The sequence below is a fragment of the Ruminococcus bromii genome (assembly GCF_928721825.1).
Classification (GTDB): domain Bacteria; phylum Bacillota; class Clostridia; order Oscillospirales; family Acutalibacteraceae; genus Ruminococcoides; species Ruminococcoides bromii.
In genome coordinates this window covers 1161753-1186180 of record NZ_CAKMVP010000003.1, presented here as the reverse complement: position 1 = coordinate 1186180, position 24428 = coordinate 1161753, and the positions used below count along the sequence as shown (strand labels likewise).

The following is a 24428-nucleotide window of genomic DNA, read 5'->3' as shown; positions in this document are numbered from 1 at the left end:
AATACCTTAAAAAGTAAAGAGCAGTATTGCCCATAAATTAAATTTTTTGCAGGATTTTGACAGATAATTTGCAAAATGAATTTTAATTGATTTTTACCGCCTGTTTACTGAAAATTTAAGTCGCTTAATTTTGTAAAGTATATTCTTGCATTAAGGTCGCTTTTTTCATCTGCATTATCAGGGGACATCATTATCATCAAATTATCTTTTCCTATTCGTGATATACTGCCTATAGTGTACCCTTTTTCTTCAATATTGAATTTTGTTTCTTTCATTGTTTTGTTGGTTGTATCAAAAAGATATATGTAGTTATCTTCTGAACTTGATTCCGCCCTCTTATACAATAAATTTGTATCACTGTCATCTTCAGATGCGGATACTATTGAAAAAGTATCATCTACATCTTCTGATATGTCGGATTTTTTCAGTTTATCGCTGTCTATATATCCTATACATCTTGTTATACTGAAATTTTGATAGAATAGATAATTGTTTTTAAAATCAAATTCCTGTACGCCCTGAATTAACTCGTTTGAATCATCTGAAATGTTGGAAATATCATAGCTTTTTTGAAAATTCATATTATAGTCATAAGTTTCTATTTTCAAAGAAGCTTCGTTCTGTGAAATGCAATCCAAAACCAAAAGAGAGATTGTTTTTGTACTTTTGTCAATTGAAACTTTTCTTATAGTTTCCCCGATACTGTTTTTATCATCAAACTCTAAATATTTTAATTGCTTGAATTTTTGAGTTTCGGTATCATACAGTTCCAAAGAAGTACCGTTGTTTAGCACTTTTGTGATTATGACAAGATTGTCTGCTCCTGTAACAGTGTCATATGGAAATCCGCCTTTGTCAGAAAATACAGTTGTCATTTTGTTTTTATTAAGGTCGATATCAATAAATTCGAGAGTTCTGTTTTCTTCGTCTGTAATGTCACCTGTGCTTGCCGTAAAACAAAGGTGATTATTTACATAAGCTTTATCGTGAATTTGCATAGACCAGTCTTTTATTGAGCCGAGTTTTACACTGCTTTTTTTATCTAAATAATATCTGTAGTATTCCATTTCATTTGGAGAGTCTTTATTGATTTTTGAATATATGAAGCCGTTATCAATTTGTTTAAATAAGCCGTAAAGATTTAAAGTATCCACCTTTTTGCCGTTATTGTAAATTTCTAAGTTATGATTTAATTCTGTTGTTTCAATATCTGAATCAAGAGATAAATCATCTGTATCCGTTACGGTTGTTTGTTCAGTGGAATTATTGCTTGATGAAGAAGTGTTACATCCATATAATGAAAGTAAAAATAAAGCGGTTACTAATAATAAAAATATCTTTTTCAAATTAATCTCTCCGAAGTTTATTTATCAGTTACAAGCGCTGACAAAAATATTATAATTTATATAATTATAAAAGTCAATGATTTTAAAATACTATAATATAAGATTATGTTTAGAAAAATTTTGGCAAATGAAAGCACCGTGAAACTTGTGAAAGCTCACGGTGCTTTATCATGATAAATGATATGATTTGCAAAAAAATCAATATTTCTTTTTGAGGAGTCTTGCGGCAATGAGTACGCAGACTACGCTGACGCCTGTGTCGGCAATAACGGACATCCAGATTTGTGCAAGACCGAATGCGGCGAGAATGATTACAAGAGCCTTGATTGAGAGGGCAAAGATGATGTTGCCCTTGACGGTGTTGATAACACTTCTTGCAATTTTAATTGCCTTTGGAAGCTGTTTGAGTGTGCCTGATGCGAGAACTGCGTCTGACGCTTCAATAGCTGCCTCACTGCCGAATCCCATTGCGATACCGCAGTCGCTTGCCGAAATAACAGGGGCATCATTGATGCCGTCGCCCACAAAGCAAGCACCCTTGGATTTTGATTTCAAGCCCTTGAAAAGTTCAAGCTTTTGAGCAGGGAGAAGTTCTGCGTGACATTCGGAAAGTCCGAGTTCATTTTTAACATTTTCGGCAGGCTGTTGTCTGTCGCCTGTGAGCATTACCGTGTTCTTGACACCGAGCGCTTTAAGCTGTGAGATAACCTCTTTTGCCTCAGGTCTTACTGTATCGCTGACATTGAGCGAACCGATAAGCTGACCGTCATAAATTACGAAAACAGAATCGTCTTTGTTTGCAATCTTCTTCTGCTCGTCCGAAAGAATCTTTGAACCGCCGCACTGAATAGTTTTGCCGTTATAAACTGCGCTTGTTCCGTGACCGGCACTTTCGCTGTAGTCGGAAAGCTCGGGAAGTTCAAGACCGTTTGCCTTTTCTCTGATTGCGGAGGCAATCGGATGAGCGGAATATTTTTCGCTTGCAGCGGCAAGAGCAAGAACTTCGTCAGCACTGTATGAACCGACAGTATTAACCTTGTTTACGCTGAGCTTGCCGCTTGTGAGCGTTCCTGTTTTATCGAATACGAATGTATCTGCTTTTGCAAGAGCCTCAATATATTTTCCGCCCTTGATGAGTACACCGACTTCGGATGCCGCACCGATACCCGAATAGTAGGAGAGAGGTACGGAAATAACAATAGCACACGGACATGACGCTACAAGACAAACAAGCGCACGGTATAGCCATTCGCTGAATGCTCCGAGTCCGCAAAGCGGAGGAATTACTGCGATTGCAGCTGCAATGAGTACAACAACCGGTGTGTAAACAGAGGCAAATCTTGAAATAAGCTTTTCGCTGTTGCCCTTTTGAGCGGCGGCATCTTCAACAAGCTGAAGAATTCTTGTTGCGGTACTGTCGCCGAAATGTTTTGTGGTTTTGACGGTAATAAGGTTACTGCCGTTGATTGCGCCGCTGAGTACCTCACTGCCCTCGCCTGCATCAACAGGAAGGCTTTCGCCTGTGAGAGCCGATGTGTCGAGAGTCGTTTTACCTTTAATAATAATGCCGTCAAGCGGAACTCTTTCGTATGGTTTGACTTCAATGATACTTCCGATTTCAACGCTTTCGGCAGGAACAATCTGTTCCGCACCGTCAACAATAATTGTTGCTGTATCGGGACGAATGTTTGCAAGCTTTTCAATGTCACGGCGGGACGCGTCAACTGCTCGATCCTCAAAAATTTCACCGATAGAAAAGAGGATTGTTACCATTGCCGCCTCAACAAAATCTCCAAGACAGAATGCCGCAATTACCGCAACAGCCATAAGCGTTGTTTCGTCAATTCTCAGCTTTAGAATGTTTTTTGCACCCTTGATAAATACCTTGTAACCCGAAAGAAGTGTTGCAACAAAACACGCTGCGAGTACAACATAATGAACAGCCGTAACACCGTCAAGTGTAAGGTGGAGAATTTCGGACACTACAGCAAGTACAATTGAAATTGCAAGGAAGATTGTGTCACGGTTGATTTTCTTTTTTGTGATTTCGGGTTCTGCCTTTGTTGTGATATCATTTTTAGGAGTTTTGTCAACAACGGTTACACCGTCCTCAATGCTGTCGCAGATTTCCTGAATTTCGGAAACAGGATTCTGCCTTTCACTTTTGAAGTTGAGAAGTTTTGTCGCAAAATTGAAGCTTACATCCTCAAAGCCGTCTGTTTCTGCAATTTTAGCCTCAATCTTGCCTGCACAATGAGCACAATTGAGATTGTCTAAAGTGTAGGTGTATTTTTTGAGATTGGTTTTCGGAGTTTTGTCAACAACGGTTACACCGTCCTCAATGCTGTCGCAGATTGCCTGAATTTCGGAAACAGGATTCTGCTTTTCGCTTTTGAAATTGAGAAGTTTTGTCGCAAAATTGAAGTTCACATCCTCAAAGCCGTTTGTTTCTGCAATTTTAGCCTCAATTTTGCCTGCGCAATGAGCGCAATTGAGATTGTCAAGCTGATATTTATACCTCATATGTTCCCCCTTATTCAAGAACATGGTCAAGTCCCATTTCGATGATTCGTTTCACATGGTCATCGTCAAGGCTGTAATAAATCTGCTTTCCTTCACGGCGAACACGCACCAGCTTGTTCTGCCTTAACACACGCAGTTGGTGGGAAATTGTGCTTTGCTCCATGTTGAGAGCTTCAGCAATGTTGAGCACCGACATTTCATTTTCCGAAATGGTGTACATAATGCGAAGTCGGGTTGAATCACCGAAAACCTTAAAAAGGTCTGCAAGCTCAAACAGCACATCAATGTCGGGCATTTCGGGAGTGGTTGTTTTTTCTTTGTTTTCCATAGGCGTCCCCTTTTATTTTCTGTCAGATTAAAAGTTATACTTGAACATATGAAGATATGCTCATATGTTAATTATAATATAGCATTCCCATTTAAAAAAGTCAATAGACACACACGAAAAAATGTAATGTTTTTCAAGTTTTTTTACCCTAATATTTCGCTTGTTTATCGTGTTCGTTTGGAGAGTATATATAATATAGTATAGGAAGAGAAGCTTAAAATAAAAGGTAGAAAAGGAAGAATTAAAGGTGCAAAGTTATTCCGAAGCGGCAGAATGATATTTTTCTGTATTCAATTTGAATTGTAAAATGCTCAGACTCCTGATGATAACACGAAAATAACACTTGTTTCAATTTGTAACAATCTTACAAAAAAAGCCGTTGAGTTATTACTTCTTTTTAAGGAAAATCAATTCAAAAAATGACGCTTGGTTATAATAAAAACAAAAACAGCAAGAAATCAATAAATTGAGTACAACCTGCCCAAAAATAGATTACAGTTTTATTATTCCGTTGACTTTACTACAGTTTTGTAGTATCATTTTCTGTAAGAGAATTGATAGGTTACATCTGCGTAATCGAGCAGGTTTATTTTTAATAAAATGTAACAAATTAGTTCCTGCTGCGAATTTTAAATTCGTGTTATTTTTGACTTTTACTTATTTGATATATATTTCAGATATTTTTTTAATATCTTTTGCACATAATTGGGGTGTAACAATTGGAGAAGTTTGTAGTTACCGGCGGAAAGCCATTATCAGGTGAAGTGACAATCAGCGGTGCAAAAAATGCAGCCGTTGCAATTATTCCGGCAGTTATTCTTTGTGATGAACCCTGCCAGATTGAAAATATTCCTAACATCAGCGATGTATCGCTCATCAGCAGGATTCTTCAGCAGATGGGTGCTAATGTAAGGCGAATCAACCGTTCGTCTTTATATATTGATCCTACAAAAATCCGCACATGCAATGCGGTTACAGACCTTGTAAGAGGTATGAGAGCATCATACTATCTTCTCGGCGCACTTTTGGGCAAGTACGGCAGGGCTAAGGTGGCTCTTCCGGGCGGCTGTAACTTTGGTGTGCGTCCGATTGACCAGCATCTCAAGGGCTTTGAGGCTCTCGGTGCGACAACTCAGCTTGTTGACGGTGCGATTATAGAGGCAGAATGCGACAACCTTGTCGGTACACATGTGTACCTTGATGTTGTGTCCGTTGGTGCAACAATGAACATTATGCTTGCCGCATCAAAGGCAAAGGGACAGACCATTATTGAAAATGCCGCAAGAGAACCGCATATTGTTGACCTTGCAAACTTTCTTAATTCAATGGGTGCAGATGTCAGAGGTGCAGGTACTGATGTTATCAAAATCCGTGGTGTTGAATATCTTCACGGCGTTACCTATTCGATTATTCCCGACCAGATTGAGGCAGGAACATATATGTGTGCCGCCGCCGCAACAAGAGGATGTATTACGGTAAAGAACATTACACCGAAGCACCTTGAATCAATCAGCGCAAAGCTGCGTGAAATGGGTGTTAAGATTACGGAATATGATGAGGCTCTCAAGGTTGACGCGTCATCTGCTCCGCTAAAGCGCTGTAACATCAAGACTATGCCTCATCCCGGCTTTCCGACAGACTGTCAGCCGCAGTTTGCCGCATTGCTTATGAGCGTTCCCGGAACAAGCATCATCAACGAGAATGTCTGGGATAACCGCTATCAGTATGTCAGCGAGCTTATCAGAATGGGCGCGCAGATTTCCGTTGAGGGCAGACTTGCAATCATTGAGGGCGGAACTCCGCTCACTGCGGCTCCCGTTAAGGCAACCGACCTTCGTGCAGGTGCGGCTATGATTATTGCCGCTCTTGAAATTAACGGCACAACCGAGATTTCAAACATACAGTTTATTGAACGCGGTTATGAGGATGTTGTTGAAAAGTTCAGAGGACTCGGTGCAGACATTAAAAAGGTGTATTTTACAGGTGACAACGAGCAGGAGCTTGGTGCCTGATTAAAACTTAATTAGAAATCAAAGCCGTTTTCTTTGTGAGAACGGCTTTTTTTGAGATAAAATTTACAAATTATAAAATTTGTGTTATCATATTTGGCAGACTAATGATAAGGATTGATTGTTTTGGCAAGAGCAGTACCGCTGTTCAGCGGAAGTAAGGGTAACAGTTACTACATAGGTTCGGCAACCGAGGGCGTTTTGATTGACGCAGGCCGTTCATGCAAGCAGATTGAAAACGCTATGCTTGCAAACGGACTTGATATGAGCAGTATCGGGGCAGTTTTTATAACTCACGAACACACAGACCATTGCAGTGCGTTGCGTGTGCTTGCAAAGCGTTACGGCTTTAAGGTGTATTCAAGTCTTGGTACGCTCAATGCTTTGAGGGCAGGTAATAAGCTTGATCCAAACACAGATGCATATGTTATAACTGACGAGGTTGTAATCGGCAATATGCGTGTTCAGCGAATTGACACCCCCCACGATGCGGCTGAAAGCTGCTGTTATCGTGTTACTGCTCCCGACGGAAAATCCGCACTTATAGCAACCGATATGGGTGTTATGCTGCCCGATGTCAGAACTGCCGCAGAGCAGAGCGACTTTGTTGTGCTTGAATCAAATCACGATATTGATATGCTCAAAAACGGAATTTATCCTTATCCGCTAAAGCAGAGAATCCTTTCAAACAGGGGACACCTTTCAAATGAGGCGTGCGCAAAGGAGCTTGTCAACCTTGTTGAAAAGGGAACATTAAGACTTATGCTCGGTCACCTCAGCGAAGAAAATAACACTGTTCCGCTTGCAATGTCAACATCCGTAGACCTGCTCACATCAAACGGAATGAAATACAAAAGCGATTATTCGCTTGATGTTGCGCCGAGTGTCAGCACAACAAAAACTATCATCTTTTAACCTTAAATAAGCGAGAAAAATATGATTAAAATTAACATAATCTGCATCGGAAAAATCAAGGAAAAATATTTTACCGACGCAATTGCAGAGTATGCAAAACGCTTGACCGCATTTTGTAAATTCAACATTATTGAGCTTTCGGAAGAACGCATTAAGAGCAACATACCGAATAGGTCGCAGATTGATGAGGTTATTTTTTCTGAGGGAAAACGAATCATGCAAAAAATTTCGCCTTCGGATTATGTTGTTGCAATGTGTATTGAGGGAAAGCCTATGTCGAGTGAGGAGCTTTCAACTTTGATTGACAATGCGTCCGTAAGCGGAAAAAGCACCGTTGATTTTATTATCGGCGGCAGCTACGGGCTTGACGAATCGGTTAAAAAACGGGCGGATGTCCGTCTTTCCATGAGCAGAATGACCTTTCCTCACCAAATGGCAAGAATGATTTTAAGCGAACAGATTTACCGTGCGTTTGAGATTTCATCAAACGGTAAATATCACAAATAATTTACGGAGTTACTATGGCGCTTGACGGAATTTTTTTAAGACATATTAAAACTGAAATAGAAAAAGAGGCTCTCGGTGCAAGGGTGTCGCAGATTTATCAGCCGAACAGAGAGGAGCTTGTGTTCGGGCTGAGAACATTTTCCGGCAACAAAAAGCTGTTGCTTTCTGCACGAGCAAATTCACCGAGAGTGAACTTTTGTTCCTCAACACCCGAAAATCCTGCACAACCTCCGATGTTCTGTATGCTTTTGCGAAAAAGAATCGGCGGCGGAAAGCTTGTGGGACTTCGCCAGAACGGTTGCGACCGTGTTCTTATGCTTGATTTCGAGTGCGTGAACGAACTCGGCGATACTGTGATGATAACTGTTGTATGCGAAATTATGGGTATGTACAGCAACATAATTATTGTCGATTCAAACGGTGTTATCATCGACTCGCTCAAGCGTGTAGATCTTACAATGAGCAGTAAAAGACTTGTACTGCCGAATATAAAATACGAACTTCCCGAATCGCAGAACAAGCTGAATCTGCTTGAATGTACTGCACTTGATGTGTGTACGGCGGTAAAAAATCTTGACACGGAAATGCCGCTTAACAAGGCGCTGTTAAGGACAATTGAGGGTGTTTCTCCGATTGTATGCCGTGAGATTGAATACAAGGTTATGGAGGGCGCAACCAACAAAATTGAGGGTGTGCTTTTTGACCGACTCGCAGTTGAAATCGAAAGGCTGAAAAGCGTTTGCAGCGATTGTTCGGGCAAGCCTGTTGTGGTTTATCGTGAGGACGGCAAGCCTATGGACTTCTGCTTTATGAATGTTGAGCAGTACGGCGATTTTGCAAAGGTTGAGAGTAAGGAAAGCTTCTCCGATTTGCTTGACGGATTCTATGAGGCTCGTGACAGTCGTGACAGAATGAGGGTGAAATCACAAAGTCTTACAAAGCTTTTGAACAACACCCTTGAAAGGCTTGCACGAAAAATTGCAAAACAGAAGAGCGAGCTTGAACGCTGTGCAGACCGTGAGCATCTTCGCATATGCGGTGACCTTTTACAGGCAAATATCTATCGCATTGAGCGTGGTGCGGAGTATGTTGATGTTGAAAACTTTTACGATGAGAACAACGCAATTTTACGCATAAAGCTTAATCCGGCAATCTCACCTTCGGCAAATGCTCAGAAGTATTACAAGGATTACCGCAAGGCTAAAAATGCCGAAATTATGCTCAAAGAACAGCTTGAAAAGGGCAGAGAAGAGCTTGATTATATAGACTCCGTTCTTGATACGGTTGACCGTGCGGAGAATGAAAAAGACCTTGCGCAAATTCGTGAGGAACTTACCGAGCAGGGCTATCTCAAGGTTCAAAAAGGCAAAAAGCCCCGTCAGACAACTTTGCCGCCACTCGAATTTGAATCAAGCGACGGTTTTAAAATTCTTGTCGGAAGAAACAACCGTCAAAATGATAAGCTGACTTTGAAAACATCGTCAAAGAACGATATGTGGCTGCACACAAAGGACATTCACGGTTCGCATGTAATTGTTGTTTCGGACGGCAAAGAGATTTCCGACACGGCAATCTGTGAGGCGGCACAGCTTGCGGCATATCACAGCAAGGCGAGAAACAGCAGTCAGGTTCCCGTTGACTACACACTCGTTCGTTATGTATCAAAGCCAAACGGTTCAAAACCCGGTATGGTGATTTATGTCAATAACAAGACGCTGTATGTTAAGCCGTCACAGTCCAAAATAAAAACGGAGTGATTTGTATGAAGAAAACTTTGATTGTAATAGATATGCAGAATGATTTTATTGACGGCAGTCTTGGCACTGCCGAGGCTGTGAAAATTGTGCCTAATGTACGCAAAAAGATTGAAGAATACCGTTCAAACGGTGATGAAATTATTTTTACAAGGGATACTCACGGTGAAGATTACCTAAGCACTCCAGAGGGCAAAAAACTGCCCGTTGTGCATTGCGTAAAAAATACTCACGGCTGGCAGATTGCAGACGGACTTGATGTTCCCGATGCAATTCATATTGACAAGCCGTCATTCGGCTATACTCATTGGGATAAATTCTGCTTTGAAAAAATTGAGCTTGCAGGACTTTGCACCGATATCTGCGTTGTGTCAAATGCGTTGATTCTAAAGGCACTTTTCCCGAACGCTGAAATCAGCGTTGATTCGGCTTGCTGTGCCGGCGTAACTCCCGAAACCCACAATTCCGCCCTCGCAACAATGAAAATGTGCCAGATTGATGTGGTGTGATAATGGTTTGAAAATTCAAACTTTATAAAAAACAGCAGTGGCAAACCGTGTTCTCTGCTACAAGTAAATGCATAATTATACAAATACGGTCGGGAAAATTCGGTGTATTGTTTTACACCTGTCTTCCCGACCGCATTTTTTATTATCACCTATTTTTAAAAATCATTCTTCCATTTGCTTGCCGAGGAACGCGGCGGCTGTTTGTGCAAGCTTAATTTCGGCATTTGTCGGGATTTTGGTCTGTTCGCCTGTGAGCATAACTACCGCACCCGAAACATCTCCGGCGGCAATAATCGGATAGATTACCGATGCATAATGTTCAATGCCCTCAATCGGCTGAATATCGCCGAGCGTCTGCTGTGTTGCCGAATAAGTTTTGCGGTTTTCCATATATCCCTCAAGCACAGCTGTTACCCTGCGCTCAAGAAATTCACGCTTTGAAACTCCTGCGGCTGCGATTACATGGTCACGGTCTGTTATGATTGTCGGCATTGAGCTGATTTTTGCAAGCACATCTGCGTATTGTGACGCAAACTCCGCAAGCTCTCCGACAGGCGAATATTTTTTGAAAATAACCTCGCCGTCCGTTGCGGTATAAATTTCGAGCGGATCGCCGCCACATAAAACGTTGACACCGAAAGCCTTGTCCCTTTGGTTACGCACCTTTTGGACTATTGTGGCTTCTAAGCTACTCTCGATGTCCCACTTAAAATTTACGACTTTTCCTCTGTAACCGGCTTTTTCAAGCTCGTCCTCCGTTAATGTTCCCGATTCAAGCAGCATTTGAATATCGGACTTTAACTGAATGTCAATTTTCGATTCGTCGCCGTCGTGAATGATTATTTTATCAATAATAATTGACAAATCGCCTTTGTCAAGCTTTTTCTTATTGACAATATCTCTGAAAATCTCAATAGCGTTTTTGGCAATTCGATTAACCTCAATTGTTTGATTTCGGCGTTCAACCATTAAAGCCGTCTGCTTTTCCAAGCCTTCAATTTTTGATATGAGTTCGTTTTCCATATCCTCATAAGCTTCCTCAATCATATCTCGCTGCTCTTCGTCGGCTTTCATAATATCTCTGATTTTTTGCTTTTGCGTTGCCTTGTATTCCTCTTTTGCCCTTGCCAAATCTACCTGCAAATCCGCAACGCTGTCTGCATTTGATTTCAAATCGTCCGCTTCGTTTGCGATATTCTTTTCGAGCTCGGCAATCATCTTGTCGGAGGTTTTCATAATTCGCTCAACATATTTTTTCAAAACGGTATCAAGCACATCAACTCTGATATGATGAGAGGTACAACCTTTAAGCCCACGCTTATGATAAGTTCCGCAGGTATATGCCGGCGCCAAATCGGGTCGGCTCATTGAAAACATCGGACTTCCGCACTCGCCGCAAAACAAGAATCCGGAATAGTCGTTATCGTATTTTTTCGTTCCACGGTAATTGTTTTTTGTCCTTGTTTTAAGCTGCTGCTGTGCTTTCATAAATTCTCTTGTGGAAACTATCGGTGTATGATGATTTTCAAAAACTATGTTTTCCTCAGCGTTGAGCCTTTTATCGGGTCCGTTAATTCGCTTGCGTGTATATTTTCGCTGGCGAAGTGTGCCGATATAAAAATCGTTTTGCAAAATTCCGCTGACGGTCGGTATAGCCCAAACAGGCGAAGCCTTAAGCTTAATATCAACCTTTTTCTTATTTAATTCCGCCATCTTACGCTTGCGTTCGATTTCAACCATTCGAGGGGTTGGAATTTTTTCGTCTGTCAAGGTGTTTGCTATTTTCTTGTATCCCATTCCGCCGTTATACATTTCAAAAATCCTGCGAACAACCTCTGCACAGGCTTCGTCAACCTCGTAGGTCATATTTTTGCTGTCAATCATATAGTAGCCGTACGGAACGGCACAAATCCAATCGGCGTTATTCTGACGCATTTCAACAACCTTTTTAACCTTTTTGGAAGCGTCGGTAACAGGCATTTCGTTTAGTAAAAATCGCACCTGAATATTATTCCAATCGTCATATGTCGGATAATCTATTCCGTCTCCGATTGATATAATACGCACTCCTGCATCACGCAAATCCTCAAGTTCAACAAGTCCCTTGCTGTTCCTACGGGAAAAACGGGACAAGTCCTTAATCAAAAGAATATCGTAATCACCACTCATAAGCAACGGGCGCATTTTCATATAGGATTCACGCTGCTCAAAGGTATAACCCGAACGGTCTCGGTCAACATAATAATCAACTTCTGCGTCGGGAAATCTTTGCTTTAAGTACGCTTTTATAATTCTTCTTTGGTTTTCAATAGAGGTATTATCTCTGTCTTTTTCGGTATCAACCGAAATACGCATATATGCCGCTATCTTCTTACCCAAAACATCACCACCAATATTATATTTGATTTATGTTCTGCTTTATGAACAACATTGTAACATACTTGTATATAGAAATCAATAAAATTTGAAGAATGTTTATGAAAGTTAATATTATGTACGGCAGAAATAATTCTGCCATTTGAACGAGCTTATCGTTCCAAGTCTTTACTTCGTTTGCGAGCTCGTTCTCTTGCCATAACATCTCTGTTATGAAGCAATAATTCCGTTGTATTTTGGATAAGGTCTTCCGTTCCGGACAAAAAGTTTACTACCTTATATCCTTTTTGGTTCCACTGCCTATATTCCGGTCTCAAAGACTCTCGAAGCTCCTTGTCGTCTTTTTCTTCCTTTGAAAACCAATAATAGGCTATCTTTACCTTGTCATCTACTTCCATAAACATAAGTTAAACCTCCGTTTATTCCATATTTTTCCTCAAATTTATTGTTTCTATTCAGTCATTGTTTTTTACCTGCTGGAGAAGAAAGCTATTTCCACAGCAAACTGCTCTTTTCGGGATACAGGTATTTCTTTTCAATTTCAAGCTGAAATTTGTTTAATTTATCAATTTTGTCTTTCAACAGTCTTGTGTCAACAAAACCGAGTGAATTTGCTTTGATTGCTATTTGATTTAGGTTGTTGCTCATTGCGTAAAACTGACGCATTAAGTCGTAAAATCTGTCATCGGGTTTTTCTCTCGGCTCATAACCCTTAATCAGTATTCTTAACACGGCACTCTGAGACAGTCCGCTAAGTTCAACCTTTTTCATAAAATCGGCATTTTCTTTTTCTGAAAGCCAAAACTGTTTTTTTATTCTTTTCATAGAACTCCTTTCTAATCTTAGAGACAGCTATATTTAGGAGATAGATATATTTTTTGCGGCAGGTAAATATCTTGCTCCTTTAGTATTACTTCACTCTGTTTTATCGACTTTTGAAAATCCGAAAAGCCGATTTCAAAACTTTTTGAGATAAATAATATTTGCTTTTCCCTGTCCCTGCCTGTTTCGCTGTATCAAATCCGCTTTTTCAAGCTCGCCGAACAGTCTTATTATTTTGTCGTGACCGAAATGCAGCAGCTCCTGACCTTGTTTTATTGTGAAGAATTGATACACTCTGCCGTACCTATCAACCCAGCCGTTTCTTGCGGATAAATACATTCGGTCAAGCAGCAATGCGTACAGCATTTTTGCGTCGGTAGAAACCGAACAGTATTTTTGGTCGGTAAACAATGCTTTCGGGATTTTATAGAAAACATATTTTTCCGCTTCGTTTTTCTTAAAGTATTTGTTCAAATTAAGCCTCCTTCTTTCTGTTTTGAAAAGGTGCATTTTTACGCTGTTTTTAGTTTGCTTTCATCTTTCTTATGGCGGGTAATATATTTCCCTGTCTTTTGTTTTTAGCCTTGTTATTCGTGCCATAATAAAAACTCCTTTCACTCATTTGTACAAAAGGGTGCATTTTGGACACCCAAAATTGCCGATTTAACGAATAATTTTTTGAAAAATATTTTTTACCCCTCTACTTGTTTGAACCGGGAGTGCCTTTTTGCACCCCCCCATAAGTCGGAAATTTTTTCAAAAACCCTTCACTTGTTTGAAATGGGAGCAGCATTTTTTGGGGGTGTTTTTTAAAAAGTTCATAATCTTTTAACATTTAGTCCCTTCACTCATTTGGACAAAGGGTGCCGAAATGCACACCCAAAATCGTCGATTTAATAAAAAATTTGCAAAAAAATAAGAAGCCTTTTTCTCAAGCAAGAAAGAAACTTCTAATTATTAAAGAATTTATACCCTAAGAGGTATAGTTTTCTTTTTAAGTAAACAATATACCCGATAGGGTTTATTATAACAAATATCTTATTGACATTGCACCCTAAAGGGTGTAGAATAAGCATAGATAATAACTACAAGGAGCAGTAATATGAACCCGATTGCTGAATTTGTAAAAGAAAACAGAAAAGCGGCAGGACTTACGCAGGAGCAATTTGCATTGCGTTCGGGTCTTGGGCTTCGCTTTGTGCGTGAGCTTGAGCAGGGCAAGGAAACCGTGCGTATGGATAAGGTAAATGTTGCCCTTGCAATGTTCAACGCACAGGCTGTTGCCGGAAAGAAGGAAGATAAATGAGCGTATTCAGAACTGCCTATGTTTATGTGAGAAACACCTTTGCCGGCGTCCTCAAGGAAACGGACAACGGCTATTCTTTCAAATATGATGCCGATTATTTACAGAGCGAAAATGCGTCTGCCGTTTCACTCACCCTGCCTTTGCAAGCGGAAGAATACACATCAAAAACTTTGTTTTCGTTTTTTGACGGCCTTATTCCCGAAGGCTGGCTTTTGAAAATTGTAACCGATAATTGGAAAATTGACAGCCACGACCGCTTCGGCGTTTTGCTCGTAGCCTGCAAGGACGGAATCGGCAATGTTTCAATAAGGGAGGAAAAAGAATGAACTGTTTATGCTGCGGCAAACCTTTGCGCACACCCGATGAAACAGGTTGGCACAAGGCTTGCATTAAACGCTTTTTCGGCACAACCAAGCTCCCCGAAATTGAAATTGACGACAAAACGCTTAATCTTTTGGCAACAGAAACGACAAATAAAGGCTTTACCGTTCCGGGAGTGCAAAAGAAATTATCATTGCACCTTGTCAGCGACAGCCGCAAGCCGAGATTAACACTTGTAAACTATCCGACCGGCTATATTCTCAAGCCGCAGGTTGCAGAGTTTGAAGCATTACCCGAATCAGAGCAACTCATAATGACAATGGCGGATATGGCGGGGATTTCGACCGTTCCGCACGCACTCATTAAAGGCAATGCAGGGCTTGCATACATCACAAAGCGAGTTGACCGCAATTTAACAAGCGACAAGGTAGAAATGCTCGCTATGGAAGATTTTTGCCAGCTTGATTTAAGGCTTACCGAGGATAAATACAGAGGCTCATACGAGCGTTGCGCGAAAATAATCAAGCAGTATTCATCGAGGGTCGGCATTGATATGTCAGAGTTTTACATTAGGCTTGTATTTTGCTTTATTGTCGGCAATTCCGATATGCACCTAAAGAATTTTTCACTTATTGAAACAGCCGAGGGTTCGGGCGAATATGTGCTGTCCCCTGCTTACGATTTACTGCCGGTCAATGCAAATATGCCTGCCGATAAAGAAGAATTCGCACTTGCAATGAACGGTAAAAAAATGAATATACGCAAAGGCGATTTTCTTAAATATGCCGACACCTGCGGCATATCTCGCCAAACTGCCGAAAAGCTTATTGAAAATCTTGTTAAGCTTACGCCAAAGTGGCTTAAAATGTGCGATAAATCATTGCTCCCGGATGACTTAAAAGAGAGACTGACAAAGATTATTACTGAAAGAACAGGCTGTTTGATTAGTAAATAACAGTGAATATCACAACTATCAAACATTATTCGGCGTAAAAAAGTGTAGTCGTCTAACACTTTTTCGTTGTAATTTTTGTAAAGCGGTGTATTTAGTATCATATATATATTGAATGCTATAGAGCAGTCCGATTAGTGAGCAAACAGAAATATTAAAATAAATGGAGAAATGATTATGGCAAGAACAACTAAACCAAAGAAAGAAATATCAATGGAAGAAGCACTTTGGAAGAGTGCGGATAAACTGAGAGGTTCTGTTGAGCCAGCTGAGTATAAGCACGTTGTTCTTAGTTTATTCTTCCTTAAATTTGCCAGTGACAAGTTTGAGGAATGCCGTAATAAGATTATTTCTACACACGGCGAAAAGTATGTGGATATGAAGCCGTTTTATACTCAGGAAAATGTATTCTATCTTCCTGAAGAAAGCCGTTGGAAGTACATTATTGAAAATGCAAAGCAGGACGATATTGCCCTGAAGATAGATACAGCACTTTATACGATTGAAAAGAACAACCCGGCACTGAAAGGTGCTTTGCCGGATAACTATTACTCCCGCTTACATATTGATACGGCAAAGTTGGCTTCTTTGCTTGATGAAATCAATCGTATCAATACAGATGATAAAGAGAACGACATTATAGGTCGTGTATATGAGTATTTCCTTAGTAAGTTTGCTCTTGCAGAAGGAAAAGGTAAAGGAGAGTTCTACACACCAAAGTGTATTGTAAATCTGATTGCCGAAATGCTTGAGCCTTACGATGGAATACTTTATGACCCTTGTTGCGGTTCGGGCGGCATGTTTGTGCAGTCCATCAAGTTCGTAGAAGCACATAGCGGTAATAAAAAGAAAGTGTCTATTTACGGTCAGGAATACACAAATACCACTTTCAAACTGGCAAAAATGAACTTAGCTATCCGTGGTATTTCTGCAAATCTTGGAGAGATGGCAGCCAATACATTTACCAACGACCAACACAAAGACCTTAAAGCAGATTTCATTATGGCAAACCCACCTTTCAATCAGAAGCAGTGGAGAGCCGAGAATGAGCTTGTAGACGACCCTCGTTGGAATGGATATGAAGTTCCACCAACAAGCAACGCAAACTATGGTTGGATACTGAATATTGTTTCTAAACTTTCACGAAACGGTGTGGCAGGTTTCCTGCTTGCCAATGGTGCATTATCTGATGATGGTACAGAGCTGAAAATCAGGCAGCAGCTTATAGAAAATCACTTGGTAGAAGCGATTATTATTCTTCCAAGAAACCTTTTCTACACCACTGACATCAGCGTTACCCTTTGGGTACTCAATAAGAATAAAAAGGCTCGTGTTGTGGAGCAGAACGGAAAGCTCAAACGCTATCGTGACCGAGAAGATGAAATACTCTTTATGGATTTACGACAGATGGGCAGTCCTTATGAGAAGAAGTACATTGAATTGACAGAGGAAGATAGAGCCAAAGTTACAAGTGTATATCATAACTGGCAGCAGGAAGGCTATGAGGAAACTTATGAGAATGTGCCGGAGTTTTGCTATTCTGCTTCTTTTGAAGAAGTAAAAGAAAAAGGATTTACTCTTGTACCAAGCAGATATATTGAGTTTGTCAACCGTGATGAGAACATTGACTTTGATACAAAAATGAAGTCATTGCAGGGAGAACTCAAAGAACTTCTTGTTCAAGAGGAAAAATCCAAATCAGATTTGCTTGCTGTATTTAAGGAGTTGGGATATGAAATCGAATTATAAAGCCTTGAGCGAATTAATTGAAAAAGTAGATGAAAGAAATGCTGATGGTGCGATTACTGAGCTTATAGGTGTCAGCATAGATAAATGTTTTATTAAATCAGTTGCTAATACCAATGGAACTGATTTGAGTAAATACAAAATTATAAGGAAAAATGAGTTTGCTGTAAGTTTAATGCAGGTTAGTCGTGATTCAAAAATACCAATTGCACGATTAGAGGATTATGATGTTGCGATAATGTCTCCGGCATATCCAATTTTCAGAGTTAAGGATACATCAGTTGTTTTACCGGAATACTTGGAAATGTGGTTCAAACGACCTGAATTTGACAGAGAAGCAGCTTTTATTGCGGTTGGCGGAGTTAGAGGCAGTATGCCTTGGGAAGAATTTGCAAAGATGAAATTGCCTGTGCCACCTATGGATAAGCAGAAGAACATTGTAAAAGCGTATAAAACGATTACAGACAGAATAGCCCTAAAGCAGAAGATAAATGATAATTTAGAAGCAACTGCTCAAGCGTACTTCGATAATTTATTCTTTTCTTGTGATGATACGGATTGTACGTTGGCTGATATTGCACTGGTTAATCCCTCTCGACCTCTTTCTAAGGGTGTTGAAGCCCGTTGCTTCGATATGTCAACATTACCGACAAGTGGCTGCATACCTAATGGAGATACAACTAAGCCATATAACGGTGGTGTCCGTTTTATAAATGGAGATACTTTAATCGCACGTATTACACCGTGTCTTGAAAATGGTAAAGCTGCATATATAAATATTCTTAATGAGGGAGAAGTTGCTTTTGGTTCAACTGAATATATTGTTTTTGCTTCTAAAGATGATATTCCATCTTGCTTTTACTATTTTCTCATTAGAAACTCAAAATTTGTAACCTTTGCATTGCAATTTATGAATGGTTCAAGTGGTCGTCAAAGAGTTTCAGGAGAAGAATTAGCTTCTTTTCCGTTAATGATTCCCTCAAAAGAAAAACTGGCGGCATTCAATAAGGTTGGCAAATTAGTTCTTGAGCAAATGAAAGAAGCAACAGAGGAAATTCAGTTCCTAAAACAATTTCAAGAAACGATTACTGCAACATTGTCAAGCAACTAAATTATCATTTATTTGAAAGGATAAAAATGAAAAGAGAATTATTAGCACTTATCAAAGAAATACCTACTATAGAGGGAAAGTTTAGAATTTTTGAGCCATCAGCAGGTATGTGTATTCCATCAGGGGAGTTCATATATGACAATCCTGATTTTATAGAATGGAAAGAAGCAGTTGAATATGAACTGCAACAAATATACGATAGAACAATGGATACCTATATATGGAATATTATAAATGCTACGGGAGTAATACATAAATTTAACGGAAAAAATTATGATGAGAGAAAAAATTTTAATAGGTTAAAAAGTTCTCTTAAAGTGATAGAGAAAAACATTGATAAATATTTCCCTGATGAAAAGTCGATAGAAAGCAAGATTACAAAAGCTATGAAACCAAAGATTTTTATAAGCCATTCATCTAAAGATGTTAAGTATGTAGAACCCATTGTGGAATTGTTGGCAGATATTGGGATGACAAATGACAATCTGTTTTGTTCGTCTATACCTGATTATGGAATTCCTTTAAATCAAGACATATACGAATATTTATCCTCGCTGTTTAGTGAAAATGAGCTTTATGTTATTTTTGTTCTTTCAAGCAATTATTATGGCAGTCCTGCTTGCCTAAATGAAATGGGTGCAGCGTGGGTTTTAAAAAATGAGTACACATCAATTTTACTTCCTAAGTTTGAATACCAAGAAATTGATGGGGCTGTAAACCCTAATAAAATTGGAATGAAATTAGATGACGATGATGAACTGCTCAAAAAAAGGCTTGGAGAATTGAAGAATATCATTTCAGAAAAATTTGGTATAAGTGTACCGGATATGCGATGGGAAAAGAAACGCAATGATTTTATTAGCAAAATAAAGAGCCTTTAATTGATGGCGGAGGAGTGAACGCAATGGCAAATTTTAATGAACACGCATTGGAAATGTCAATAATGGAGTTGTTCAAAGACGAGGGGTATACCTATGTCAGTGGCGACCAGATACACAGAGAAAGGACAGAGGTTCTGCTTACGGACGACCTGAAGCAATACCTCTATAATCGCTATGCGAAAGACGGTATCACACCGAGTGAGGTGGATAGTGTCATTCTAATGCTGCGTAATATTTCCGGTACGATTTATGAAGCAAACAAAGCTGTATTTAAGTTGCTCTGCGATGGATTTATTCTTAACCGTGAGGACAGAACGCAGAAAGACCTCTATATTGAACTTATTGATTTCGACACTCCCGAAAACAATATTTTCAAAGCGGTTAATCAGTTTGAAATTGAGGGCGTAAACAACCAATTGCGTATTCCTGATGGCATTGTGTTCGTAAATGGTATTCCTGTTGTTGTTCTTGAATTTAAGAGTGCTGTAAAAGAAAACACAACGATTATGGACGCATATAAGCAGCTTACAATCCGTTACCGTAGAGATATTCCGGAGATTTTCAAATACAATGCGTTTGTTGTTATCAGTGACGGAGCAAATAATAAATATGGTTCTTTCTTCAGTCCGTATGATTTCTTCTATGCGTGGAGAAAGATAAACTCAGACGATAAAGAACTGGACGGTATCAATTCCCTTGTGACAATGGTAAAAGGACTTTTCCGAAAAGACCGTTTACTTGAAGTTGTCAAAGATTTTATTTATTTTCCAGATAACTCAGATAAGGATTTGAAAATAGTGTGTCGTTATCCACAGTTCTTTGCGGCAAATAAATTGTATGAGAATATCAAGACTCATCTTCGCCCTGAAGGAGATGGTAAAGGTGGTACATACTTTGGAGCGACAGGGTGCGGCAAGAGTTATACAATGCTTTTTCTTACCCGTATGCTGATGAAAAGCAAATACTTTTCTTCTCCGACTATTCTCATTATTACGGACCGAACAGACCTTGACGACCAGCTTTCCAAACAGTTTGTGGGTTCAAAGAAATATATCGGGGATGAAACTGTTGTAAGTATTGAGTCACGTGAGAAACTTCGTGAGGAGCTTCAAGGACGAGAGAGTGGCGGTGTTTATTTGACTACCATTCAGAAATTTACAGAGGATTTGCAGCTTCTTACAGACAGAACGAACGTTATTTGTATTTCTGATGAAGCACACAGAAGCCAAATCAATCTCGACCAAAAGGTTAAGATTACAGAGTCAGGTGTTCAGAAAACCTATGGCTTTGCCAAATATCTGCACGACTCTTTACCAAATGCAACTTATGTTGGATTTACCGGAACTCCGGTTGATGGAACAATCGAAGTCTTTGGTGGTGTTGTAGACGCATATACAATGACGGAAGCTGTTAAGGACGGTATTACAGTTAATCTTGTTTACGATGGTCGTGCAGCTAAGGTTATGCTTAATCAGGACAAGGTAAGACAGATTGAAGAATACTATGCTCAGTGTGAACTTGAGGGAGCAAATGAACATCAAATAGAAGAAAGCCAGAAAGCAGTTGCCAAAATGGAAGTTATTATTGGCGACCCTGACAGACTTCGTGCTGTTGCGGAGGACTTTATCAAGCATTATGAAACCCGTGTGGCAGAAGGTGCAACCGTAGCAGGCAAAGCAATGTTTGTTTGTTCCAACCGAAATATAGCATACGATTTCTATAAGATAGTAAAGGAACTCAGACCGGAATGGACAGAAAAGAAGATTTGTGATGATGGTGTTGTTCTGAGTGAGAAAGACAAAAAAGAGTTGAAGCCAATGGAAAAAATCAAGTTGGTTATGACTCGTAATAAAGATGATGAAAAAGACCTCTTTGATATGCTTGGCACAAAAGAGGATAGGAAAGAATTTGACCGTCAGTTTAAAAATCCGAAGTCAAACTTTAAGATTGCCATTGTTGTAGATATGTGGTTGACTGGTTTTGATGTGCCGGAGCTTGATACTATTTACATTGATAAGCCTATTCAGCAGCATACCCTTATTCAGACGATTTCTCGTGTAAATCGTGTATGTGAGGGTAAGGATAAAGGTTTGATTGTTGACTACATAGGTATCAAGAAAAATATGAATACCGCCCTCAAGAAATATACGAATTTTGAGAGCGAAGAATTTGAAGGTGTGGAGCAGTCTATTACAATTGTAAAAGACCAGTTAGATGTTCTTGGTCAGATGTTCCATAACTTTAACAGCAGTGATTTCTTCAATGGTTCACCTACCGAACAGCTTGCCTGCCTGAACCGTGCGGTTGAGTATGTGCAGTTGTCTGAAGAACTGGAAAGAAGATTTATGGCAGCAGTCAAGAGAATGAAACAGGCATTTAACCTTTGTAGTTCAAGTGAGAAATTCTCTGATGAAGATAAAGATTATATCCATTTTTATTGTGCTGTCCGTTCTATCCTTTTCAAGCTGACAAAAGGCGATGCACCTGATATGGCACAAATGAATGCTCGTGTTCGTGAAATGCTTGAAGGCGCAATTCAGTCTGATGGAATTGAAGAATTATTTGAAACCGGAAAGCATATATCGGTGGATATTTTCAGCGATGAATATATGGATAAGATAAATGCTATTCAGTTGCCGAATACGAAAATCAAGATACTTCAAAGACTTCTTTCTCAGGCGATTGACGAGTATAAGAAAGTCAATAAGATTATGGGTGTGGAATTTGCTGACAGACTCAAGAAAGTTGTTGATGAGTATAATAACCGACGTCGTGATGAAGCGTATGCCAACGAAGTCCTTGATGATGTTGCGGAGCAGCTTGCACAGTTGTTGTCTGAGCTGAAAACAGAAAAGAATTCATTCAAGAATATGGGCATAGATTATGAAGAGAAGGCTTTCTATGATATTTTGAAAGCAGTTGCCAAGAAGTTTGAGTTTGAATATCCGGACGATAAAATGATTGAATTATCCAAGAGGATAAAACTGATTGTTGATGACAAGTCACGTTATACCGATTGGTCTGCCCGTGATGATATCAAGGCAAACTTACAAGTGGATTTGATATTGCTGCTTGATGAGTTCGACTATCCACCAGTAACCATTGATGATGTTTACAAGGAAGTACTTGAACAGGCGGAGAATTTCAAAAAGTATGCTAAGTAAGGAGTAACACAATGCAAACAAATGATAGACCAATTTCAGAGTTAATGATATCTATAAATAAAGGTGCAATACAGTTACCAGATTTTCAACGAGGCTGGGTGTGGGAAGATGGGCGTATAAAAGCACTTATTGCAAGCATTACAAATAATTATCCAGTTGGTGCTGCAATGTTTTTGGAATATGGCAATGATAATATTAGGTTTAAATATAGAGTAATTGAGGGTGTCACCGCTACTGATGTAATCCCAACAGAATTGATACTTGACGGACAGCAAAGATTAACATCAATTTATTCATCTCTTTACAGTAGAAACGCTGTACATACAAGAACTGACAAAGGTAAGAAAATATTCCGCTATTACTATATAGATATTAAAAAGGCATGTGATCCTAATTGTGATAGAGTAGATGCAATATTTTCAGTTCCAGAAACAAGAATTATCACTTCAAATTTCGGCAGGAATATTGAATTAGATTTGTCAGATAGGACAAAAGAATTTGAGAATAAAATGTTTCCTCTTAACTTAATTCTTGATTTTCCGGAAGAACAAAATTGGCAAAATGAATATTATGCTTTTTACAACTACAATCAGGAAATCATTAAAGAATTTACGGAATTCAATAAGAAAATCATTATGCAAACATTACAGTATAAAATTCCTGTGATAAGTTTGGGCAAAGATACACCCAAAGAAGCGGTATGCCAAGTTTTTGAAAATGTAAACACCGGTGGCGTTTCTCTTACTGTTTTTGAATTAGTTACTGCAATTTTTGCAATGGACGATTTTGAACTAAGAAAAGATTGGGAAGAAAGAAAAGCAAAATATTTTGATGGAGATTTGTTATCTTGTATAACAGCAACAGACTTTTTAACAGCTTGTACTTTGCTTTCAACATATAAGAAAGGCGGTACAGTTAGTTGTAAAAAGAAAGATGTATTAAATCTATCTTTGAAAGATTATAATAATTTTGCAGATGCGTTATCTGAGGGGTTTGTTGAAGCAGAAAAAATATTGCAGGAAGAAAGAGTTTTTTCAAATAAAGACCTGCCTTATTCAACACAACTAATTCCGCTTGCTGCTCTATGTACATTATTGTCTAATGGGAATCGCATAAAAGTCACCAATATTAAAAATAAAATTAGGCAATGGTACTGGTGTGGTGTTTTTGGCGAACTTTATGGTGGAGCAAACGAAACGAGGTATGTTAATGATGTAGTTGGTGTTATGAATTGGATTGAAAATAATGGAAATGTACCTAAGACAATTCAGGAATCTTATTTCAATCCTACAAGATTACTCACTTTACAATCGAGGCAATCGGCTGCCTATAAAGGTATAATGGCATTAATACTTAAGAACCATTGCAAAGACTTCATTAGTGGTCGAGAAATGGATTTTACAGTATACAAATCTGAAAACATTGACATTCATCATATTTTTCCAAGAAGTTATTGCGAAAAGAATAATCTATCTAAAGAAAAATGGAATTCAGTTGTAAACAAAACACCTATTTCTTACTCTACTAATAGAGAGATTGGTGGAGTAGCACCGAGTGAATATCTAAAAAAGATTGAAGAAAAAGGACAAGTTGATTATAATTCTTTGAACGATTATTTACAAACTCATCTTATAGATGTTAGTGCAGCAAGGTCAAACGACTTTGAAAAGCACATTGTTTTAAGAGCAAAGTTATTACTTGATGCTATCGAAAAGGCGACAGGTAAAATTATCTCAGGAAAAGATAGTGATGAAGTTATATCTAAATTTGGGGAAAGACTTATATTTTAAACATAATTTTCTAAAACACTCAGGTCTTAGGGTGTCCCTAACGAGGTATTTGGCGACGGTGGGAGTAC

20 protein-coding genes are annotated in these 24428 nt (G+C 39.1%); 13 read left to right on the top strand and 7 right to left on the bottom strand.

All coding sequences use genetic code 11. The features are described from left to right. Positions 1 to 104: 104 nt before the first annotated feature. The 3 genes from QDI94_RS06010 to QDI94_RS06000 form a co-directional block, all read right to left on the bottom strand. Positions 105 to 1346 carry a hypothetical protein gene (locus QDI94_RS06010; protein WP_278867910.1) on the bottom strand — a complete coding sequence of 414 codons (1242 nt, stop codon included), beginning with the start codon at positions 1344 to 1346 and terminating at the stop codon, positions 105 to 107. 198 nt (positions 1347 to 1544) lie between these two features. Further along, positions 1545 to 3869 (bottom strand): heavy metal translocating P-type ATPase, encoded by a 2325-nt coding sequence (locus QDI94_RS06005; RefSeq protein ID WP_278867907.1) that lies wholly within the window; start codon positions 3867 to 3869, stop codon positions 1545 to 1547. A 10-nt stretch (positions 3870 to 3879) separates the two neighbouring features. Further along, positions 3880 to 4197, bottom strand: a complete 318-nt coding sequence (locus QDI94_RS06000; protein ID WP_117521098.1) for an ArsR/SmtB family transcription factor — start codon at positions 4195 to 4197, stop codon at positions 3880 to 3882. A 719-nt stretch (positions 4198 to 4916) separates the two neighbouring features. Here QDI94_RS06000 and QDI94_RS05995 point away from each other — a divergent pair. From QDI94_RS05995 to QDI94_RS05975, 5 genes are all read left to right on the top strand, one after another. Then, on the top strand, positions 4917 to 6209 hold the full coding sequence (locus QDI94_RS05995; RefSeq protein ID WP_278867906.1) for a UDP-N-acetylglucosamine 1-carboxyvinyltransferase: 1293 nt from the start codon (positions 4917 to 4919) through the stop codon (positions 6207 to 6209). A 123-nt stretch (positions 6210 to 6332) separates the two neighbouring features. After that, positions 6333 to 7121: an MBL fold metallo-hydrolase gene (locus QDI94_RS05990; RefSeq protein ID WP_278867904.1), complete on the top strand. Its 789-nt coding sequence runs from the start codon at positions 6333 to 6335 to the stop codon at positions 7119 to 7121. Positions 7122 to 7142: 21 nt separating this feature from the next. Further along, positions 7143 to 7628 (top strand): 23S rRNA (pseudouridine(1915)-N(3))-methyltransferase RlmH, encoded by a 486-nt coding sequence (rlmH, locus tag QDI94_RS05985; RefSeq protein ID WP_278475641.1) that lies wholly within the window; start codon positions 7143 to 7145, stop codon positions 7626 to 7628. 14 nt (positions 7629 to 7642) lie between these two features. Then, the gene (locus QDI94_RS05980; RefSeq protein ID WP_278867901.1) at positions 7643 to 9385 is read left to right on the top strand and encodes an Rqc2 family fibronectin-binding protein; all 1743 of its coding nucleotides are present in this window, start codon (positions 7643 to 7645) and stop codon (positions 9383 to 9385) included. Between the two features lie 5 nt (positions 9386 to 9390). Next, entirely contained in the window at positions 9391 to 9891 is a 501-nt protein-coding gene (locus tag QDI94_RS05975; RefSeq protein ID WP_278419173.1) for a cysteine hydrolase family protein, read from the top strand. Positions 9892 to 10053: 162 nt separating this feature from the next. Here QDI94_RS05975 and QDI94_RS05970 read toward each other — a convergent pair whose 3' ends face one another. From QDI94_RS05970 to QDI94_RS05955, 4 genes are all read right to left on the bottom strand, one after another. Continuing rightward, a complete protein-coding gene (locus tag QDI94_RS05970) occupies positions 10054 to 12270 on the bottom strand; it encodes a stage V sporulation T C-terminal domain-containing protein (protein ID WP_278867899.1) in 2217 nt (738 codons plus the stop codon). Between the two features lie 149 nt (positions 12271 to 12419). Next, complete coding sequence (locus QDI94_RS05965) at positions 12420 to 12671, bottom strand: hypothetical protein (protein ID WP_101069513.1); 252 nt, start codon at positions 12669 to 12671, stop codon at positions 12420 to 12422. 85 nt (positions 12672 to 12756) lie between these two features. Continuing rightward, entirely contained in the window at positions 12757 to 13092 is a 336-nt protein-coding gene (locus tag QDI94_RS05960; RefSeq protein WP_101069512.1) for a plasmid mobilization protein, read from the bottom strand. A gap of 132 nt (positions 13093 to 13224) precedes the next feature. After that, complete coding sequence (locus QDI94_RS05955; protein WP_278867896.1) at positions 13225 to 13563, bottom strand: replication initiator protein A; 339 nt, start codon at positions 13561 to 13563, stop codon at positions 13225 to 13227. Between the two features lie 628 nt (positions 13564 to 14191). Between QDI94_RS05955 and QDI94_RS05950 the strand changes: the two genes are divergently transcribed. The 8 genes from QDI94_RS05950 (at position 14192) to QDI94_RS05915 (ending at position 24360) form a co-directional block, all read left to right on the top strand. Further along, positions 14192 to 14395: a helix-turn-helix domain-containing protein gene (locus tag QDI94_RS05950; protein WP_078767572.1), complete on the top strand. Its 204-nt coding sequence runs from the start codon at positions 14192 to 14194 to the stop codon at positions 14393 to 14395. Next, positions 14392 to 14721, top strand: coding sequence for a HipA N-terminal domain-containing protein (locus QDI94_RS05945; protein WP_101069511.1), 330 nt, complete (start codon positions 14392 to 14394; stop codon positions 14719 to 14721). Before QDI94_RS05950 ends, QDI94_RS05945 begins: the two co-directional genes overlap by 4 nt. Then, a complete protein-coding gene (locus QDI94_RS05940; protein ID WP_278867893.1) occupies positions 14718 to 15671 on the top strand; it encodes a HipA domain-containing protein in 954 nt (317 codons plus the stop codon). The genes QDI94_RS05945 and QDI94_RS05940 overlap by 4 nt, the downstream gene beginning before the upstream one ends. 174 nt (positions 15672 to 15845) lie before the next feature. Further along, on the top strand, positions 15846 to 17417 hold the full coding sequence (locus QDI94_RS05935; RefSeq protein WP_278867890.1) for a type I restriction-modification system subunit M: 1572 nt from the start codon (positions 15846 to 15848) through the stop codon (positions 17415 to 17417). Beyond that, positions 17401 to 18525 (top strand): restriction endonuclease subunit S, encoded by a 1125-nt coding sequence (locus QDI94_RS05930; protein ID WP_101069508.1) that lies wholly within the window; start codon positions 17401 to 17403, stop codon positions 18523 to 18525. The genes QDI94_RS05935 and QDI94_RS05930 overlap by 17 nt, the downstream gene beginning before the upstream one ends. A gap of 26 nt (positions 18526 to 18551) precedes the next feature. Next, entirely contained in the window at positions 18552 to 19406 is an 855-nt protein-coding gene (locus QDI94_RS05925) for a toll/interleukin-1 receptor domain-containing protein (RefSeq protein ID WP_101069507.1), read from the top strand. Between the two features lie 23 nt (positions 19407 to 19429). Next, positions 19430 to 22570, top strand: a complete 3141-nt coding sequence (locus QDI94_RS05920; protein WP_278867886.1) for a type I restriction endonuclease subunit R — start codon at positions 19430 to 19432, stop codon at positions 22568 to 22570. Positions 22571 to 22581: 11 nt separating this feature from the next. Then, positions 22582 to 24360, top strand: coding sequence for a DUF262 domain-containing protein (locus QDI94_RS05915; protein WP_278867884.1), 1779 nt, complete (start codon positions 22582 to 22584; stop codon positions 24358 to 24360). Positions 24361 to 24428: the final 68 nt, after the last annotated feature.

What these genes read in the sequence shown, in the direction of transcription:
- QDI94_RS05925 (WP_101069507.1), top strand. Translation starts at nt 18,552, where the DNA reads ATGAAAAGAGAATTATTAGCACTTATCAAAGAAATACCTACTATAGAG.
- QDI94_RS05940 (WP_278867893.1), top strand. Translation starts at nt 14,718, where the DNA reads ATGAACTGTTTATGCTGCGGCAAACCTTTGCGCACACCCGATGAAACA.
- QDI94_RS05915 (WP_278867884.1), top strand. Translation starts at nt 22,582, where the DNA reads ATGCAAACAAATGATAGACCAATTTCAGAGTTAATGATATCTATAAAT.
- QDI94_RS05935 (WP_278867890.1), top strand. Translation starts at nt 15,846, where the DNA reads ATGGCAAGAACAACTAAACCAAAGAAAGAAATATCAATGGAAGAAGCA.
- QDI94_RS05945 (WP_101069511.1), top strand. Translation starts at nt 14,392, where the DNA reads ATGAGCGTATTCAGAACTGCCTATGTTTATGTGAGAAACACCTTTGCC.
- QDI94_RS06000 (WP_117521098.1), bottom strand. Translation starts at nt 4,197, where the DNA reads ATGGAAAACAAAGAAAAAACAACCACTCCCGAAATGCCCGACATTGAT.
- QDI94_RS05975 (WP_278419173.1), top strand. Translation starts at nt 9,391, where the DNA reads ATGAAGAAAACTTTGATTGTAATAGATATGCAGAATGATTTTATTGAC.
- QDI94_RS05950 (WP_078767572.1), top strand. Translation starts at nt 14,192, where the DNA reads ATGAACCCGATTGCTGAATTTGTAAAAGAAAACAGAAAAGCGGCAGGA.
- QDI94_RS06005 (WP_278867907.1), bottom strand. Translation starts at nt 3,869, where the DNA reads ATGAGGTATAAATATCAGCTTGACAATCTCAATTGCGCTCATTGCGCA.
- rlmH (WP_278475641.1), top strand. Translation starts at nt 7,143, where the DNA reads ATGATTAAAATTAACATAATCTGCATCGGAAAAATCAAGGAAAAATAT.
- QDI94_RS05920 (WP_278867886.1), top strand. Translation starts at nt 19,430, where the DNA reads ATGGCAAATTTTAATGAACACGCATTGGAAATGTCAATAATGGAGTTG.
- QDI94_RS05960 (WP_101069512.1), bottom strand. Translation starts at nt 13,092, where the DNA reads ATGAAAAGAATAAAAAAACAGTTTTGGCTTTCAGAAAAAGAAAATGCC.
- QDI94_RS05965 (WP_101069513.1), bottom strand. Translation starts at nt 12,671, where the DNA reads ATGTTTATGGAAGTAGATGACAAGGTAAAGATAGCCTATTATTGGTTT.
- QDI94_RS05930 (WP_101069508.1), top strand. Translation starts at nt 17,401, where the DNA reads ATGAAATCGAATTATAAAGCCTTGAGCGAATTAATTGAAAAAGTAGAT.
- QDI94_RS05980 (WP_278867901.1), top strand. Translation starts at nt 7,643, where the DNA reads ATGGCGCTTGACGGAATTTTTTTAAGACATATTAAAACTGAAATAGAA.